Origin of the sequence: Microlunatus panaciterrae (genome assembly GCF_016907535.1) — a bacterium.
In the GTDB taxonomy this organism is placed as follows: Bacteria; Actinomycetota; Actinomycetes; order Propionibacteriales; family Propionibacteriaceae; genus Microlunatus; species Microlunatus panaciterrae.
Window position 1 is genome coordinate 3,373,313 of sequence record NZ_JAFBCF010000001.1, and the last position, 15,276, is coordinate 3,388,588.

Genomic DNA, 15,276 nt, shown 5'->3' on the forward strand with positions numbered 1-15,276 from the left:
GTCACCAGCGGTTGTCGGCCTCCTCGACCCAGCCGACGAGCCCGTCCAGGCCGACCCGCTCGCCGCTGTCCGTGCTGGCCCAGCCCTCGAAGAAACCGAACATCTGGTGCGTCTCGCCGGCGACCAGGCCCAGGTTCGTCCTGGCCACCCGCTCGTGGAACGGGTGGAAACTGGCCGCCAGCCGCTCGCCGCGGATGAGCCAGGGGCGACGCCGGGCGTCCCGGCGGTACTCCCAGGTCAGGTCCTCGCTGATCTTGTGCATGCGCCCCTGGACGAAGAGAGCGTTCTCTGTCGAGCCGGTGCCGTCGGTCCAGCCGCCGCCGAGCTGGATGGCCAGCTGGCGGCCGGCCTCCGTGCCGCTGCCTGCGGCCCAGGTCCAGTGGGTCCGGTACGGCCACCGTCCCCGGCTGTGGTCGAGCACGGCGAAGGAGGAGTCGAGCGGCACCGGATGCTCCTCGTAGCGCAGATGCAGGCTGCCGCTGACCGGCCGACCGACGTCTTTGGCCGTGTAGACGAACTGCTGCCGGCTCCAGGGCACCACAACGCCGAGCGACTCGTGCCCGGCCGGTTGCTCGACCAGCAACTGCAGCCTCACGTCGGGCCCGGTGGCCACCAGCAGGGTCCCGTCCGGTTGCTGGTCGATGTCGATCCGCAAGCCTGGCGCCCGACCGCTGACGGTGCCCACGCCGCTGCGTTCCGGCAGTTCAACGCCCCGCCCGAGGGGCACCACCCTGGTGCAGTCGGTCTCCACCTCCGTCTGGCGGTCCAGCACATAGAGCTCGTGCACCCCGACATAGTCGAGCGAGGAGACGGTGACGCCGATGATGTGGCTGGGGGAGACGATCCCCCAGTACTCCCACCGCTTGCGCCGGCCCCACCCGGTCAGGACCGAGCGATGCAGGGGTCGACGGGTCCAGCCCACCGCAGCCGGGTTCAACCGGCCGTCGGGCAGGCAGAGATCGACCGGCTCGGTGATCTCGACCTCATGCTGGCGTGTCATGGTGACGACGAGCGTAGTGCGAAATCCGGGCTCGGTCAGGGCGTCCGGCGGACTGGCCGGGAGGCGGCATAGGATCGCGCGGGTGCGATGGAGCTTCCGGCAAGAGCGCCCGGGCCCGGCCGATGCAGCGGGCGGCCGGCTGCGGGTGATGACCTACAACACCCATCACGGCGCCGACCGGCGCAACCGGTTGGACCTGGGGGCGATCGCCAGCACAATCGAGTCCTGCTCACCCGACATCGTCGCCCTGCAGGAGGTCGACCGCCACTTCCACCCGCGGAGCGGGCACCTGGACCAGCCGCAGTGGTACGCGGAGCGGCTGGGGATGCACCTGCACTTCGCGCCCATCCTGGTGCTGCCCGCCGACCGCGAAGCCGCTCCCGATCGTGAGTACGGTCTGGCTCTGCTGTCCCGGCTGCCCTTCTCCGATCGCGGACACCTCCGTTACGCGCTCCGGGCCAACGAGCCGCGGGGACTGCTGACGGCAGAGGTCAACTGGGGCGGCAGGACGATCCGGCTGGTGAACACGCACCTGTCGGCGCATGACCGCCGGGCCCGTCGGCATGAGGCGACCGAGCTGGTGCAGCACCTCGACCAGCGGCAGCTCCCGACCGTCGTTGCCGGCGACTTCAACGCTCTCTCCCGGGCCGGGGAGCTGTCCGGGCTGCGGCGGTGGCTGACCGACGCCTGGCGGGCCGGGCGAGGCTTGCCGTTCACCTCCAGCGGGCGCCGGATCGACTACATCTGGATGAGCCGGGAGCTGGCTCCGCTCCGGACCTGGGTGGTCCGCTCCGGCGCCTCCGACCACTACCCGGTGGTGGCGGACCTGGTCGCCCTTCGCTGAACCTCCGGCCTCTGCCGCTCAGCCCTTCAGGGCGCCGGCGGCGATGTTGGAGATGAAGTGGCGCGAACCGATGATGAACACGCCGATCAACGGCAGCACGCTGATCAAGGCGCCAGCCATCACCATCCCGTAGTCGGTGCTGTAGATCGTGTTCAGGGTCTGCAGTGCCGTCTGCAGCGTCTGTCGCTTGGGGTCGACCAGCACGATCAGCGGCCAGACGTAGTCGTTCCAGGCACCGATGAAGGTGAAGATGCCGAGAAAGGCCAGACCCCCGCGCAGCATCGGCACTCCCACGTTCCAGTAGGTACGGAAGAACCCGGCGCCGTCAATCCGGGCGGACTCGACCAGCTCGTCGGGAATCGAGCTGGTGGCGAACTGCCGCAACAGGAAGATGCCGAACGCGTTGGCTGCGCCCGGGATGATCAACGACTGGAAGCCGCCGATCCAGCCCAGCTTGGAGACCAGGACGAAGCTCGGCACCAGCGAAAGGCTGCCGGGGATCAGGAAGGTGACGAGCAGGATCATGAACAACACGTTCTTGCCGGGGAAGTGGTACTTGGCGAACGCGAAGGCGGCCAGCGAATCGAAGAACATCACCAGCAGGGCGCAGGAGAGCGACACGAAGACGGTGTTCGCCAGCGACTGCAGCAGGTCGACATTCGCGATCACGTTGTGCAGGTTCTCCAGCAGGTGCGGGCCGAAGGTCAGCTTGGGCGGGTAGCCGAAGATGTCGCCGGTGGTATTGGTCGACATCACCACCAGCCAGTAGAACGGGAAAATCGACATGATCACTCCCACCCAGATGCACAGGTGCGTGACCACCCGCGCAACCATGCTGCGCTTGACCGCATTCCGGTCCTGACGGGCCTGGGTGGGGTCGGCCAGCTGAGGGCGGGTAAGGGTGGCGTTGCTCATGAGCCGGCCTCCGTCTTGTTGTTCCGGCGGATCTTCATACCGTCGCGTTCGCCGACCAGCCGCCAGTTGATGATGGCGAAGAGGGAGGCGATGATGAACAGGGCCCAGGCGATGGCCGACCCGTAACCGAAGTCGAACTGGGTGAACGCCTGGTTGTACTGGTAGAGCACGATGGTCATGCCGGCTTCGTCGGTACCGCCGCCGTTGCCGAGCAGCACCTGCGGCTCGGTGAACAGGCTCAGTCCGCCGATGGTCGAGGTGATCACGGTGAACAGGATCACTGGTCGGAGCAGCGGAACGGTGATGGAGGAGAAGATCCGCCAGGTGCTGGCACCGTCCACCTTCGCCGCGTCGTAGAGCTCGGTCGGGATCGCCTGCAGACCGGCAAGGTAGATGATCGCGTTGTAGCCGGTGAAACGCCAGATCACCATCACCGCGATGGTCACCTTGATCCCGAGACTGGTGGACAGCCAGGGGATGTTCTCGATCTTCAGCGCGGTCAGCGCGGAGTTGACCAGGCCGAAGGAGTCGGAGAAGACCGAGCCGAAGACGATGGCCATCGCCACCATGCTGGTCACGTTGGGCAGGAAGAAGGCGACCCGGTAGAAGCCCTTCAGCCGGATGTTCTGGTGCAGCAGGAAGGCGATCACCAGTGCGAAGAAGAGCATCGGGATGGTCGAGAGGAACCAGATGATGAAGGTGTTGCCGACGGCGTTCCAGAACCGCGGGTCACTCAGCAGGTACTGATACTGCGCCAACCCGACGAACTTCATCTCACCCATCCCGTCCCAGTCCTGGAAGGAGAGGAAGATCGAGAAGAGGATCGGGAACAGCCCGAAGATCAGGAACAAGATGTAGAACGGTGAGACGGCGAGGTACTGGGGCCAGAACTTCTTCAAGGCAGTGGGTCGTCGGCGCGTTTCCGGGGTGGACTGCTCCAGCCGCGTGGTCGGGGTCTGTTCGGCGATCGCCATCAGATCACTCCTCTCTTCTTCAGGACCCGGTCGGTCTGGGAGACGGCGTCGTCCCAGGCGCGGTTGGGGTCCTTGCCGCCGGTCTCGACGTTGGCGAGCTCGAGGGCGAAGGCGCCGACCTGGCTCTCGTAGGTGCTGACGAACGTGGTGGGGACCTCCTTGGCCGCCTGCTCGAAGAAGCTCAGCTCATCCTGCGGTCCGAAGAACTTGCCGCCACCCTTCATGGTGCCGCTGGTGAACGACCCCGGGGTGGAGGGGAACAGCTGGATCTCGTTGAACGTGGCCGCCTGGTTCTCCGGGGAGGTCAGCCAGCTGATGAAGGCGAAGGCTGCCTCCGGGTCCTTGGCGGTCTTGGGCACCGTGAGGAAGGAGCCGCCGCTGTTGCCGGGCTTCACCGGTTGGGAGGCGAGCCGCCAGTGGCCGGAGGTGTCCGGAGCGGTATCCTTAAGGATCTCGGCCCACCAGACGGCCTCGATGTGGCCGGCCGTCTTGCCGCTCACCCAGGCCGAGTTCTGGTCGGTGCTGATCTGCAGGTTGCCGGTCACGCCGGCCTTGATCGCCTGTACCGACAGGTCCCACGCCTTGCGGACGGCGCTGCCCTCCTGGGCGTAGAGCGGCCTGTTCTGCTTGTCGAAGTAGCGTTCGGGGCTGGCGTTGATGAACTGTCCGAAGATCATCGAGGCGTTGCTGATGATCGACGCCTGGGCGTTCTTCTTCAGCTTCTGGCCGAGCTCGATCCAGCTCTCCCAGGTGCTGCCCGCCTCACTGACCGCTTCCGGATCCTCCGGCAGGCCAGCCTTCTTGAACAGGTCGGAGCGGTAGTAGAAGCCGGTCGGTCCGGTGTCCATCGGCCAGAAGCAGAGCCGACCGGTCGGGGTGGTGCCCAGCTGCCATTTCCAGTCGAAGTACTTGTCCTTGTGCTCGGCCGCGCCCAGCTCGTTCAGGTCGGTGAACAGATCCTCGCTCGGGAAGTACAGCGAACAGTTGGAGTTGATGCCGCTGATGTCGGGAATGTAGGCGCCGCCGGCAAGGCTGGTCCGCAGCTTGGTGTCGAACGTGCCACCGATCACATCGGCCCGCAGCCTCTTGTCCGTGCCCGGGATCTGCTTGGCGGCCTGGCCGAGCAGGGTGGGGGAGATGGACCGGTTCCAGTACCACAGGACCAGCTCGTCGGGGCTCTTCGAGATCGACACACTCGAGCCGCAGCCGGAGAGCAGGCCGGTAGCAGCGCCACCCGCCAGCGCAGCAGCGCCGGCCAGGAATCGTCGTCGGGACAGGGAATCCATGCAGTCTCACTCTCATCATTGAGCTGAAGCTTCCCCCGACGTGAACGATCACGGAACTCGGGCACTGTGACACGCTCAAGTTGATCATGTCAACCCCTTGACCCGAGCTGCCGGTCGCGTTAGCGTGCTTGGGCGTGAACGTTCACGCAGGCTCGCCCGATTCGATCCGCGACACAGGATGGATGAACGAGGAAATGGACAACACCTTCCGCTGGGCCATTCTCGGCCCGGGAAACATCGCCCGCAGGTTCGCCTCCCAACTGCCCAGCAGCCGGGCGGGGGTGCTGCAGGCGATCGGCAGCTCCGACCCCGAGCGGGCGAGAAGCTTCGCCGCCGAGCACGGGGTCGAGGGAACGGCCGGTAGCTATACCGAGGTGCTCGCCGACGACCAGGTGGACGGCGTCTACATCTCCACCGTGCACACCGGTCACGCCCGCCTGACGCTGGCCGCGATCGAGGCCGGCAAGCACGTCCTGTGCGAGAAGCCGATGGCGGTCAACCACGGGTCGGTGATGGCGATGGTCGACGCGGCCCGTAGCGCCGGCGTCAGCCTGGTCGAGGCGTACATGTACCGGTTTCACCCGCATACGCGCAGGGTGCTCGAGCTGGTGGCCGACGGTGCGATCGGTGAGCTCACGCACATCGACGCCTCGTTCGCCTTCGCCGCGGGCAACCCCACCGGAAGGCTCTTCCAGGCCGACCTCGCCGGCGGTGGCATTCTCGACGTCGGCGGCTACCCGGTGTCCTACGCCCGGGCGATCGCCGGTGCCGCAGTGGGTCGGGCGTTCGTCGAGCCGACTGAGCTCTCCGCCGTGGGCACCGTCGGCGAGACCGGTGTGGACGAGTGGACGGTGGCCCTGCTGAGCTTCCCCGGCGGTGTCAGCGCGTCGGTACGGACCGGCGTTCGGCTGTCCGACAGCAACGACGTGACGATCTACGGCTCCGCAGGCAAGATCCACCTGAACGACCCGTGGACGCTGACCACCGACCCCATGCTGACGCTGACCGTGGTCGGCAAGGCGCCGGAGACGATGTCGTTCGGGGACGCGAAGCCGTACGCGCTCGAGGCCGACGCGCTGGCCGCCAGTGTGCGCGCTGGTTCGTCCGCGGGAGCGGGCGAGGCGGTGGAGATGAGCCTCGACGACTCCCTGGGCAACGCGAAGGTGCTGGACCAGTGGCGCGCCGCCATCGGGCTGCGCTATCCCTTCGAGACCGACGACGCGGACATCCCGACGGTCTCGGGTGCCGCGCTGTCGGTCGACGACAGCCTGATGCGCTACGGCGAGATCGACGGCGTGGGCAAGCGGGTGTCCCGGTTGGTGATGGGCTGCGACAACCAGCCCAACCTCTCGCACGCGTCGGCACTGTTCGACCACTTCTTCAGCGTCGGCGGGAACACCTTCGACACCGGCTACATCTACGGCGGTGGCAACCATGAGCGGCTGCTGGGGCAGTGGATCACCAACCGCGGCATCCGCGACGAGGTGGTGGTGATCACCAAGGGTGCGCACACCCCGCACTGCGACCCGGAGTCGATCACCCGTCAGCTGCTGGAGTCGCTGGAGCGGCAGCAGACCGACTACGCCGACATCTACCTGATGCACCGCGACAACCCGGAGATCGGGGTGGACGAGTTCGTCGACGTGCTGGATGAGCATGTCAGGGCAGGTCGGATCAGGGTGTTCGGCGGTTCCAACTGGTCGACGGAGCGAATGGACGAAGCCAACGCGTACGCCCGGGCGAACGGCAAGCACGGCTTCTCCGTGCTCAGCAACCACTTCGGGTTGGCCGAGGCTTATGACGTGCCCTGGCAGGGTTGCAGGCACGCCACCGACCCGGAGTCGAAGCGCTGGCTGGCCGAACGGCAGATCCCGTTGATGCCGTGGTCGTCCCAGGCGCGGGGCTTCTTCACCGGTCGGGCTCGGCCGGAGGACCGTTCCGACCCGGAGCTGGTCCGCTGCTACTACAGCGACGAGAACTTCGAGCGACTGCGGCGGGCGGAGAAGCTGGCCGCAGAGTTCGGGGTGGCCACCACGGCTGTCGCGCTCGCTTTCGTCCTGCACCAGCCGTTCCCGACCTTCCCGCTGTTCGGGCCACGTTCGATCGCCGAGTGCCGTTCCTCGATGGAGGGGCTGCGGGTGGAGCTGACGCCGGAACAGGTCGCCTGGCTGGACCTGGCCACCGGCTGAGCGATCCGGCCCGAACTCGATAGGGTCACGGTCATGGCGGAGGTGCGGCAGGGCGGGGTGGCTCGGCCGAGCACGATCAACGACGTGGCGGCGGCAGCCGGCGTCTCCCGCCAGACCGTGACCAGGGCCATGAACAACATGCCCGGCATCAGCGTGGAGACGAAGGAGCGGGTGCTCCAGGCCGCGCGTGAGCTCCGCTACCGCCCCTCCCGGTTCGGGCGGGGTCTGGTCAAGCAGGAGCACCGGACCCTCGGACTGGTGATCGACGACCTGACCAACCCGTACTATCCCGAACTGGCTTCGGCAGTGGTGGGCTTCGCGGCCGACAACGGCTGGAACGTGGTGCTGGCCGACACCATCCACACCAGTCACCCGGCTGAGCTGATCGCCGACCTGACGCACCAGGTGGACGCGGTCATCGGCTACCTCGGGCTGGCCTCCGAGCAGGCCGACGTCCTGCTGGCCGGCATGCCGGTGGTGGAGATCGACGTGTCGAAGGAGCAGACCCAGCGTGGGTCCATCGTGTTGGACTTCGCCACCGCCATGTCGGAGGCGGTCGACCATCTGCTGGAGCGTGGCGTCCGGCAACCGGTGATGCTGGATGTCACCAGCGCGACCCGGCCCAGTTTCCGGGCCAGGCTGTTCGTGTCGGCGATGGAGCTGCGCGGGTTGTCGGTGCCGGTCGTACGGGCGGAGGGAATCGGGCTGGGTCCGGCGGCCGAGGCCACCCGCAAGCTGCTGGTGGACCGGCCGGAGACCGATGCCATCATGGCCTTCAACGACATCACCGCCTTCGGCGCACTGCAGGCCCTGCGTCAGGCGGGCGTCGCCGTCCCGGACCGGGTCAAGGTCATCGGCATCGACGGCCTCAGCATCGGCACCTTCGTCAGCCCCCAGCTCACCACCCTCGCCCTGGACATGACCCAGGTGGCCCAGGCCGCGGTAGAGACGGTGCTCGGGATGTACGCCGGGACGCTGCCGCTCGGCGGTCCGATGGTGCGTCGCACGGTGTCGCACCGGCTGGTCATCCGCGAGTCCAGCTGAGTCCTCGCGAGCCTGAGCCCGCGGACCCACCGCGCCCCGAGCCCGAGGTCCCACCGCGCCCTGAGCCCGAGGTCCCACCGCGCCCTGAGCCCGAGGTCCCACCGCGCCCTGAGCCCGAGGTCCCACCGCGCCCTGAGCCTGTCGAAGGGCTGGCCCTGCAGCTGTGCCCCCAGAGACATCAGGCGCCCCACCCGAGTGGGTGGGGCGCCTGACCATTCGTCTGCGGGCCGACTAGCGCTGAGCGCGGGTGAAGCCGGCGGCCTCCGCAGCCGCCTCGGAGTTGAACCACACCTCGGCAATGGTCCCGGTGTAACCGGCCGAGTCCGGCAGGTGGTACTTCATCGAGCGCTCGTTGCCCTTGATGACGAAGCCCTCCGGCGGCTCGGTCCCCACATAGGCGCCCTCGCCGTAGCCGGAGCCGTCTGAGCTCGCTTCGACGCCGCTCTCGCCTGCACCTTCCGCGGTGGCACCCTCGGACTCGCTCAGCTCGGTGGCTGCCGTGGCGGCGACCTCGGCCTTCTCCTCGCCCGCCGCCTTCTCCTCGCCTGGCTTCTCCTCGCCTGGCTTCTCCTCGCCCTGCTTTCCCGCAGCGGTCGCGCCCCCGGCGGACGTGTCCGAGACGTCGGTCCAGACCGTCGGCTTGGCTGCCTCGGTCGTGCTGCCGTACGGGGCGGTGGGTCGCGCGGCCTGCCACTCGTTGTCGTTGTTGCCGAGCAGCTTCTTGGCGGCCAGGGCGGCCAGACCGCCGACAGCGGCGACGATGGCGAGCCGCTTGACCCAGCGACCCTTCTTCTTCTTCTCCGGTACGGCCAGCTCGCCCTTCAGGGCTGCGGCCGTCGCCCGGCCACGCTTGGTCGCCTCGACTGCGACAGCGGAGCTTGCTGCTGCCTCGAGCGCCTCGGACAGCTTCGGCAGCAGGTCGTCCTGCACCCGGTGCCGGGCAGCTTCGACGGCAGGGGTGACCCGGTCGAGGGCGTCGTCGAGCACGGGACCGTACTTGTCCAGCGCGTCATGGGCGGCCTTGGCACTGCGTTGTTTGGCGCTGTGGGCGAGCGGTGCGACCCGCTCCGCCGCCTGGTGGGCGTAGGGGGTGACCGCCTCGGCGGCCTGCTGAGCGTAGGGGACGACGCGGTCCCGGGCGGACTGGGCCAGTGGAGCGACCATATCTGCGGCGGACTGGGCCAGTGGCCCTACTCGGTCGGCGGCGGACTGCGCGAGCGGCCCTACTCGGTCGGCGGCATCGTGAACCAGCGGTGCGATGCGCTCAGCGGCCGTGTGGACGAACTCGTCGGCGGCTGGGACGACCTTCTTTCGGGCGGCTTCGTAGCGGTCGGAACTCTTGCGCTTCACATTTCCTCCGTGGTGAGACCTCCAGCTCCACAGTGGAGCTTTTTTCCACCGTACCGTCTGGCTGCGGCCTCCCGGCAGGGGGAAAGCGGCAGCAGCCGGCCAAGTGGTCCGGTCAGTTCCGGTTTTGGGCCACGTGACAGGATGGCAGCCGACGTACCACCCGATGCGAAAGGCAACCTCTGTGGCTTCCAAGACCGCGACCCTGCACACCAACCACGGCGACATCGTGATCAACCTGTTTCCGGACCACGCTCCGAAGACTGTCGAGAACTTCGTCGGGCTGGCGAGCGGCACCAAGGAGTACGCCGACGCGAAGACCGGCCAGAAGACCACCGGCAAGTACTACGACGGGCTGACCTTCCACCGCGTGATCGACGGCTTCATGATCCAGGGCGGCTGCCCGCTGGGCACCGGAACCGGTGGACCCGGCTACGAGTTCGCCGACGAGTTCCACCCCGAGCTGGTGTTCAACAAGCCCTACCTGCTGGCGATGGCGAACGCGGGTGCCAACACGAACGGCTCGCAGTTCTTCATCACCGTCGGCCCGACGCCGCACCTGAACCGTCGGCACACCATCTTCGGCGAGGTCGCCGACCAGGCGAGCCGCGACGTCGTGGACGCCATCGCCTCGGTCTCCACCGACCGTGGCGACCGCCCGACCTCGCCTGTCGTCATCGAGACGGTGGAGATCTCTGACTGAGCCGGCGCAACAGGACCCCGGGAAGCGTGTAGGCGTCGAGAAGGGTGTGGCCGGTGTCTGAACCACCGCAGGCACGTGGGCCCGGGTTCGAGGCGCCCCGCTTCCAGGCGTGCTACCGGCACGCCGACCGGAACACCGGGATCAGCTGTCAGCGCTGCGACCGACCGATCTGCGGCGAGTGCATGCAGCCCGCCTCGGTCGGCTTCCAGTGTCCTGACTGCGTCCGGCGCGACCGGTCCAGCGTGCGGGCTCCGCGCACCCGGTTCGGCGGGGCGCTGACCTCCGGCTCCGCACCGATGACCAAGATCCTGATGGGGGTCCTCGCCGGCGCGTATGTGCTCAACCTCATCAGCAGCGGCCTGGTAGCCAACCTGCTGGTCCTGGCGAACTTCCGGGTGTACGGCGGCGAGTACTGGCGGTTGCTGACCTATGGCTTCTCCACCTACGGGCTGCTGCACCTGCTGATGAGCGGGCTGGTGCTGTGGATCGCCGGGCGGACCCTGGAGGCTGTTCTCGGACGGTGGCGGTTCCTGGCGCTCTTCGTCCTCTCCGGCCTGGGCGGGGCGACCGGCCTGTTCGTCTTCGGGCCTCCCGAGCTGGTCGCCGTCGGCGCCTCGGCCGCAGTGGTGGGCCTGCTGGCCGCCAACGGCATCGTCAAGCTGCGGGCTGGCGAGGACATCCGGGGCGACATTGGACTACTGGTGCTGTTGCTGCTGTACAGCTTTGTGATGGGGTTCGGCGGCTACCTCTGGATCGGGCAGCTGGGCGGCATGGCGGTCGGCGCGCTGACCGGGTATGTACTGGCCTTCGCTCCGAGGGACCGGCGCACCACGGTCCAGGCGCTCGGGCTGGCCGGTGTCGCGGTGCTGTGTGCGGCGGCGGTCGTGCTGCGCGTGAGCCTCGGCGTGGGCTGACCAGCCCCCGGGCCGGATCCGCTCAGCCGCGGCCGGCGGTCGGGATGTCGAGCGGTTCCATCACCGGCGTGTGCCAGAGCAGCAGCGCGATCACGATGGTCGCCAGCAAAGCGGTCGCCAAGAGCAGGGTGAGCACCGGCAGCGCCCTCGAGGACAGCCAGCGGGCCGGGTCCCGGTCGACCGACGGGGGCGTGGACGTCGTCTGCTGGGGCATCGGGCCGGTCAGTCGGCTCCGAGCGAGAAGGCCGCCTCGAGGTCGTGGCTCGAGTACGCCCGGAAGGCGATGTGCGTCTCGGTGCTCAGCACCCCCGGCACCTTGTTGATCCGGTCGGCGACGACGTCGGCCACCTGGTCGTGGTTTGACACCCGGACCAGGGCGATCAGGTCGATCTGCCCCGTCACGGAGTAGACCTCGCTGACGCCGTCGAGGGCGGCCAGCTGCTCGGCGACCTCGGGGATCCGGGCGACGTCGGCCTTGACGAACACAATCGCGGTGACCATGGGCGTCATCCTAGCCTCGGCCCGGCGGTCAGGCGGTCGCCAGGGCGGCTGTGCCGAGTCCGTACTGCACCAGGTCCGCATGGGTCAGCACCGCGTGCAGTGGCCACATCCAGTCGCCCTCGATCTCCATCAGCCGGACGCCAGGCTGCTCCAGCCAATCGGCGATCCGTTCGGTCTCCTCGATCCCGGCTGCCGGCAGCGGGTCGATCGGCCGCTCCACCGTCTCGGCGGTGACCACCATCGCCCGCGCCACCGCTTGCGGGACGTCGGAGGGGGTCGCCAGGCCGGCTGCGGCCAGCCTGCCGTACCGGATGACGTGGATCTCCCAGTCCGGGCCTTCCCGACGGGCGGCGACGATCTGCGGACAGCCGGCCAGGCTGCGGACCCGGTGGAACCGTCGGCCCGCCTGAGCCAGGGTCTCCAACCGGTACCGGATGGTCGCGGCCTCCTCGAACCGCTGCTGTCGGATCAGCCGATGCAGCCGCTCCCGCATCGCCGACACCACCGGGCGGGCGTCTCCGGCCAGCGCCTGCCGGACCTGCTCGACGATCAGCGCGTACGTGTGCACCGGCGTGGTGCCGTCGCAGGGGGCGCAGCAGCGGCCCATCCCGGCCAGCGCACAGGCCGGTGTCGTGGTCCGGGTGCTCAGTCGGGGCGTGCACTGGCGGATCGGGAAGGCGTCGTACAGCGCGAGCACCACGTCCTCGGCCTGCTGGCGGCGCCGGAACGGCCCGAAGTAGGTGGCCCGGTCGTCGCGGACGCTGCGTACCAGTGACAGCCGGGGGAAGGCCTCCTGGGTGATCTTGATCCAGTGCTGGCGCTCGGGGAACTTCGACCGCCGGTTGTAGCGCGGACTGTGGGCGGCGATCATGCGCAGCTCGAAGATCTCCGCCTGCAGCGCCGTCTCGCAGGGGATCGCCTCGACACCGGTGGCGAGACGGACCATCTCGTCCATTCGTGGTCGGGTCTCGGAGGCGGTGAAGTAGGTCCGCACGCGGGTCTTGATGTTCCTGCTCTTGCCGACGTACAGCACGTGCCGCTGGTCGTCCTGGTCGGCGACGAACAGGTAGACCCCGGGCTTGGCAGGCAGGTCATGGGCCCAGCCGCGCTTGGCCCGTCGCTGCGGGGAGACCCGCCGGGTGAACTCCTGCAGGTCCTCAATGGTGTGCACGCCGAGGTTGCCGACCCGCTCGATCAGGCCGTGCAGCACGTCGACGGTGGCCCGGGCGTCCGCCAGCGCGCGGTGGTTGGGGGTGGTGGCCGAGCGGAAATGCTGAGCCAAGGTGCCGAGCTTGCAGTTCGGCACCTCGTCGCGGAGCAGGATGGTCCGGGCCAGCGCGACCGTGTCCAGGACGGGCAACCGCGGCCACGGGTACTCCTGCCGGGCGCAGGCCCGTTTCAGGAAGCCGACGTCGAAGCCCGCATTGTGAGCCACCAGAACGGTGCCGCCGGCGAACTCGAGGAAGGCCGGCAGCACCTGCGGGAGCGCGGGGGCCTCGGCGACCATCTGGTTGGTGATGCCGGTCAGTACGGCGATCAGCGGCGGGATGTGCGCATGCGGGTTGACCAGCGTCTGGAACTCGGCCAGCACCTCACCGCCGCGCACCTTGACCGCGCCGATCTCGGTGATCGAGTCGTCCTCGGCCCCACCGGTGGTCTCCAGGTCGACGACACAGAAGGTGACGTGCGACAGGTGGGTGCCGAGGTCGTCGAACGAGTCCTGCAGTGTGCCGGTGGTGCTCATGGCAGCACCGTAAGTTACACCGCTGACATTCCCTGGCTGAGTGAGGTCGTCCGGCGGCACTGTCAGTGGCCTCGGCCAGAGTGGGCTACATCCCGGCCGCTGCGCCGGGACGGAGATGGTGCGGACCCGCCCAGTGGACGGGGCCGCCCTCAGATGGAGGAGATCGAGATGGATTCCCTGCACGTCGACTGTCAGACCTGCGTGGCCCGCGGGCTGGCCTGTGACGACTGCGTCATCAGCGTTCTGCTGGGCGCGCCGGAGGAGGGGGTCGACCTTGACGGTGACGAGCGGGCGGCGCTGGCCGCGTTGGCCGACTCGGGCCTGGTGCCGCCGCTGCGGCTGGTGCCGCGGACCACACCCGGAGTATCGGTCCAGGCGCCGCTGACCTGGCAGGACTATGCCTGATCAACCAGGACCCGGACCGGTTGGACAGTGATCATTTCGTGACCTACGCTGTCCTCAGCGTCGTGGTGCAGTCGGGGGCAAGAGTCCTCAGCCACGGGGCACGCTCAATCCCCGGCGTACGCTCGCGCACACCGGGGAGCCGGGGAACCAATCTTGTGGGGTGAATCGGCAGACCGCGGTGCAGCGGTTGGCTGTAGGGCGCACCTTCCCCGCCCGAATCCGTCAGCTCACCTGGTCGGCGTCAACTGTGAAGGGGTCAGCTCGGCGTGACATCACGCACTCGTACGTTCCTGCGGAACGCTGCTCTGGGGGTTTCGGCAGTCGCTCTGACGGCGACCATCTTCTCCGGTGTGCCGGCAGCCGCCGACCCACCGCTCACCATTGACGAGGCCAAGACCCAGGTCACCCAGCTGGAAACCGAGGCGGCCGCCATCGACCAGGAGTACGCCGGCATCCAACAGAAGGTGGCCGCGGGCAAGAAGGCGCTGAAGACCAAGCAGGCAGACGTCGCGGCGCAGACCGCCAAGGTCGCCCGGATGCGCAACCAGGTCGGCCAGGTGGCGCTGGCGCAGTTCCAGAACCGCACCATCGACACCACTGCCCAGCTCTTCTTTACCTCGGACACAGCCGGGTTCCTGAGCCAGATCTCCACCGTGGAGAAGGTCAGCGAGAACCAGAACACCGTGCTGCAGGACTTCCAGCGGGAACAGGCCAACCTGGCCGGTCTGCAACGCTCGGCCGAGACCGACCTGAGTGACCTGAAGAAGCACGAGCAGAAGCTCAAGGACCTTCGCGCAGCCTCGGACCAGAAGGTCCTGCAGGCCAAGGCCGTGCTCAGCAAGCTCACCGACCAGGAGCGCCGCCGCCTCGCCGCGGAAGAGGCCGCCCGTGCCGCCGCCGACCGTAAGGCGGCCGAGAGTGCCCAGTCGGCGGGTTCGCGCTCCGGCACCGCGACCTCGCGCTCAAGCGATCGCACCTCCAAGGATGCTCCGTCGACCTCCACCGGATCCGGCAAGGGCGCCACCGCGCTGGCCTTCGCTCGCCGCCAGCTCGGCAAGCCGTACCGCTACGGCAGCGCCGGGCCGGACGCCTACGACTGCTCCGGCCTGACCGGCGCCGCCTGGGCCGCTGCTGGCGTCAGCCTCGCTCGGACCTCGCAGGCACAGTTCGGCAACGGACGTCCGGTGTCCCGATCGGAGCTGCAGCCCGGCGACCTGGTGTTCTTCTACAGCGGCCTCAGCCATGTCGCGCTGTACGCGGGCAACGGCCAGGTCATCCACGCCTCCCGGCCCGGCAAGCCCATCGGCTACGCCAGCGTCGACTCGATGCCCTTCGCCGGCGCCCGTCGCCCAGGCTGACCCTGCCCACCCGGAACGTCCAGCCCTCCCGAGCCCACCGCCCGGGAGGGCT

General features: G+C 68.5%; 15 protein-coding genes and 1 riboswitch. Of the genes, 7 read left to right on the forward strand and 8 right to left on the reverse strand.

The genetic code is table 11. The features are described from left to right. Position 1: 1 nt before the first annotated feature. A complete protein-coding gene (locus JOE57_RS15385; protein ID WP_204919372.1) occupies positions 2–1,000 on the reverse strand; it encodes a DUF2804 domain-containing protein in 999 nt (332 codons plus the stop codon). 82 nt (positions 1,001–1,082) lie between these two features. On the opposite strand from JOE57_RS15385, the gene JOE57_RS15390 reads away from it, so the two are divergent. Then, positions 1,083–1,844 (forward strand): endonuclease/exonuclease/phosphatase family protein, encoded by a 762-nt coding sequence (locus JOE57_RS15390; RefSeq protein ID WP_204919374.1) that lies wholly within the window; start codon positions 1,083–1,085, stop codon positions 1,842–1,844. Positions 1,845–1,862: 18 nt separating this feature from the next. On the opposite strand, the gene JOE57_RS15395 is transcribed toward JOE57_RS15390, so the two are convergent. Genes JOE57_RS15395 through JOE57_RS15405 form a run of 3 tightly spaced genes read right to left on the reverse strand, consistent with a single transcriptional unit; the run spans position 1,863 to position 5,019 of the window. Next, positions 1,863–2,759 (reverse strand): carbohydrate ABC transporter permease, encoded by an 897-nt coding sequence (locus tag JOE57_RS15395; RefSeq protein ID WP_420827683.1) that lies wholly within the window; start codon positions 2,757–2,759, stop codon positions 1,863–1,865. Beyond that, the gene (locus JOE57_RS15400) at positions 2,756–3,733 is read right to left on the reverse strand and encodes a carbohydrate ABC transporter permease (protein WP_204919376.1); all 978 of its coding nucleotides are present in this window, start codon (positions 3,731–3,733) and stop codon (positions 2,756–2,758) included. Before JOE57_RS15400 ends, JOE57_RS15395 begins: the two co-directional genes overlap by 4 nt. Further along, complete coding sequence (locus JOE57_RS15405) at positions 3,733–5,019, reverse strand: ABC transporter substrate-binding protein (protein ID WP_204920500.1); 1,287 nt, start codon at positions 5,017–5,019, stop codon at positions 3,733–3,735. The genes JOE57_RS15400 and JOE57_RS15405 overlap by 1 nt, the downstream gene beginning before the upstream one ends. A gap of 182 nt (positions 5,020–5,201) precedes the next feature. Here JOE57_RS15405 and JOE57_RS15410 point away from each other — a divergent pair, with 182 nt between their 5' ends. Further along, the gene (locus JOE57_RS15410; RefSeq protein WP_239578970.1) at positions 5,202–7,208 is read left to right on the forward strand and encodes an aldo/keto reductase; all 2,007 of its coding nucleotides are present in this window, start codon (positions 5,202–5,204) and stop codon (positions 7,206–7,208) included. Between the two features lie 33 nt (positions 7,209–7,241). After that, on the forward strand, positions 7,242–8,252 hold the full coding sequence (locus JOE57_RS15415) for a LacI family DNA-binding transcriptional regulator (protein ID WP_204919378.1): 1,011 nt from the start codon (positions 7,242–7,244) through the stop codon (positions 8,250–8,252). A gap of 231 nt (positions 8,253–8,483) precedes the next feature. Here JOE57_RS15415 and JOE57_RS19240 read toward each other — a convergent pair whose 3' ends face one another. Next, positions 8,484–9,602: a sunset domain-containing protein gene (locus JOE57_RS19240; protein ID WP_204919380.1), complete on the reverse strand. Its 1,119-nt coding sequence runs from the start codon at positions 9,600–9,602 to the stop codon at positions 8,484–8,486. A 181-nt stretch (positions 9,603–9,783) separates the two neighbouring features. Between JOE57_RS19240 and JOE57_RS15425 the strand changes: the two genes are divergently transcribed. Together JOE57_RS15425 and JOE57_RS15430 are read left to right on the forward strand one after the other, a co-directional pair. Next, entirely contained in the window at positions 9,784–10,302 is a 519-nt protein-coding gene (locus tag JOE57_RS15425) for a peptidylprolyl isomerase (protein ID WP_420827684.1), read from the forward strand. A 53-nt stretch (positions 10,303–10,355) separates the two neighbouring features. Beyond that, positions 10,356–11,216 (forward strand): rhomboid family intramembrane serine protease, encoded by an 861-nt coding sequence (locus JOE57_RS15430; RefSeq protein WP_204919383.1) that lies wholly within the window; start codon positions 10,356–10,358, stop codon positions 11,214–11,216. Positions 11,217–11,238: 22 nt separating this feature from the next. On the opposite strand, the gene JOE57_RS15435 is transcribed toward JOE57_RS15430, so the two are convergent. From JOE57_RS15435 to JOE57_RS15445, 3 genes are read right to left on the reverse strand one after another with little or no spacing between them, the layout of a single operon-like run. Next, a complete protein-coding gene (locus JOE57_RS15435; RefSeq protein WP_204919385.1) occupies positions 11,239–11,430 on the reverse strand; it encodes a hypothetical protein in 192 nt (63 codons plus the stop codon). A gap of 8 nt (positions 11,431–11,438) precedes the next feature. Further along, a complete protein-coding gene (locus JOE57_RS15440; protein WP_204919387.1) occupies positions 11,439–11,717 on the reverse strand; it encodes an Lrp/AsnC family transcriptional regulator in 279 nt (92 codons plus the stop codon). A 28-nt stretch (positions 11,718–11,745) separates the two neighbouring features. Beyond that, positions 11,746–13,461, reverse strand: coding sequence for a DEDD exonuclease domain-containing protein (locus JOE57_RS15445; RefSeq protein WP_204919389.1), 1,716 nt, complete (start codon positions 13,459–13,461; stop codon positions 11,746–11,748). Between the two features lie 168 nt (positions 13,462–13,629). Here JOE57_RS15445 and JOE57_RS15450 point away from each other — a divergent pair, with 168 nt between their 5' ends. Both JOE57_RS15450 and JOE57_RS15455 read left to right on the forward strand, forming a co-directional pair. Further along, positions 13,630–13,866 (forward strand): hypothetical protein, encoded by a 237-nt coding sequence (locus JOE57_RS15450; RefSeq protein ID WP_338041335.1) that lies wholly within the window; start codon positions 13,630–13,632, stop codon positions 13,864–13,866. A 91-nt stretch (positions 13,867–13,957) separates the two neighbouring features. Continuing rightward, a riboswitch (cyclic di-AMP (ydaO/yuaA leader) is annotated at positions 13,958–14,123 on the forward strand. A gap of 9 nt (positions 14,124–14,132) precedes the next feature. Next, on the forward strand, positions 14,133–15,224 hold the full coding sequence (locus JOE57_RS15455) for an NlpC/P60 family protein (RefSeq protein ID WP_204919390.1): 1,092 nt from the start codon (positions 14,133–14,135) through the stop codon (positions 15,222–15,224). Positions 15,225–15,276 lie beyond the last annotated feature (52 nt).

What these genes read in the sequence shown, in the direction of transcription:
- JOE57_RS15450 (WP_338041335.1), top strand. Translation starts at nt 13,630, where the DNA reads ATGGATTCCCTGCACGTCGACTGTCAGACCTGCGTGGCCCGCGGGCTG.
- JOE57_RS15395 (WP_420827683.1), bottom strand. Translation starts at nt 2,759, where the DNA reads ATGAGCAACGCCACCCTTACCCGCCCTCAGCTGGCCGACCCCACCCAG.
- JOE57_RS15410 (WP_239578970.1), top strand. Translation starts at nt 5,202, where the DNA reads ATGAACGAGGAAATGGACAACACCTTCCGCTGGGCCATTCTCGGCCCG.
- JOE57_RS15400 (WP_204919376.1), bottom strand. Translation starts at nt 3,733, where the DNA reads ATGGCGATCGCCGAACAGACCCCGACCACGCGGCTGGAGCAGTCCACC.
- JOE57_RS15385 (WP_204919372.1), bottom strand. Translation starts at nt 1,000, where the DNA reads ATGACACGCCAGCATGAGGTCGAGATCACCGAGCCGGTCGATCTCTGC.
- JOE57_RS15415 (WP_204919378.1), top strand. Translation starts at nt 7,242, where the DNA reads ATGGCGGAGGTGCGGCAGGGCGGGGTGGCTCGGCCGAGCACGATCAAC.
- JOE57_RS15435 (WP_204919385.1), bottom strand. Translation starts at nt 11,430, where the DNA reads ATGCCCCAGCAGACGACGTCCACGCCCCCGTCGGTCGACCGGGACCCG.
- JOE57_RS15440 (WP_204919387.1), bottom strand. Translation starts at nt 11,717, where the DNA reads ATGGTCACCGCGATTGTGTTCGTCAAGGCCGACGTCGCCCGGATCCCC.
- JOE57_RS15405 (WP_204920500.1), bottom strand. Translation starts at nt 5,019, where the DNA reads ATGGATTCCCTGTCCCGACGACGATTCCTGGCCGGCGCTGCTGCGCTG.
- JOE57_RS15445 (WP_204919389.1), bottom strand. Translation starts at nt 13,461, where the DNA reads ATGAGCACCACCGGCACACTGCAGGACTCGTTCGACGACCTCGGCACC.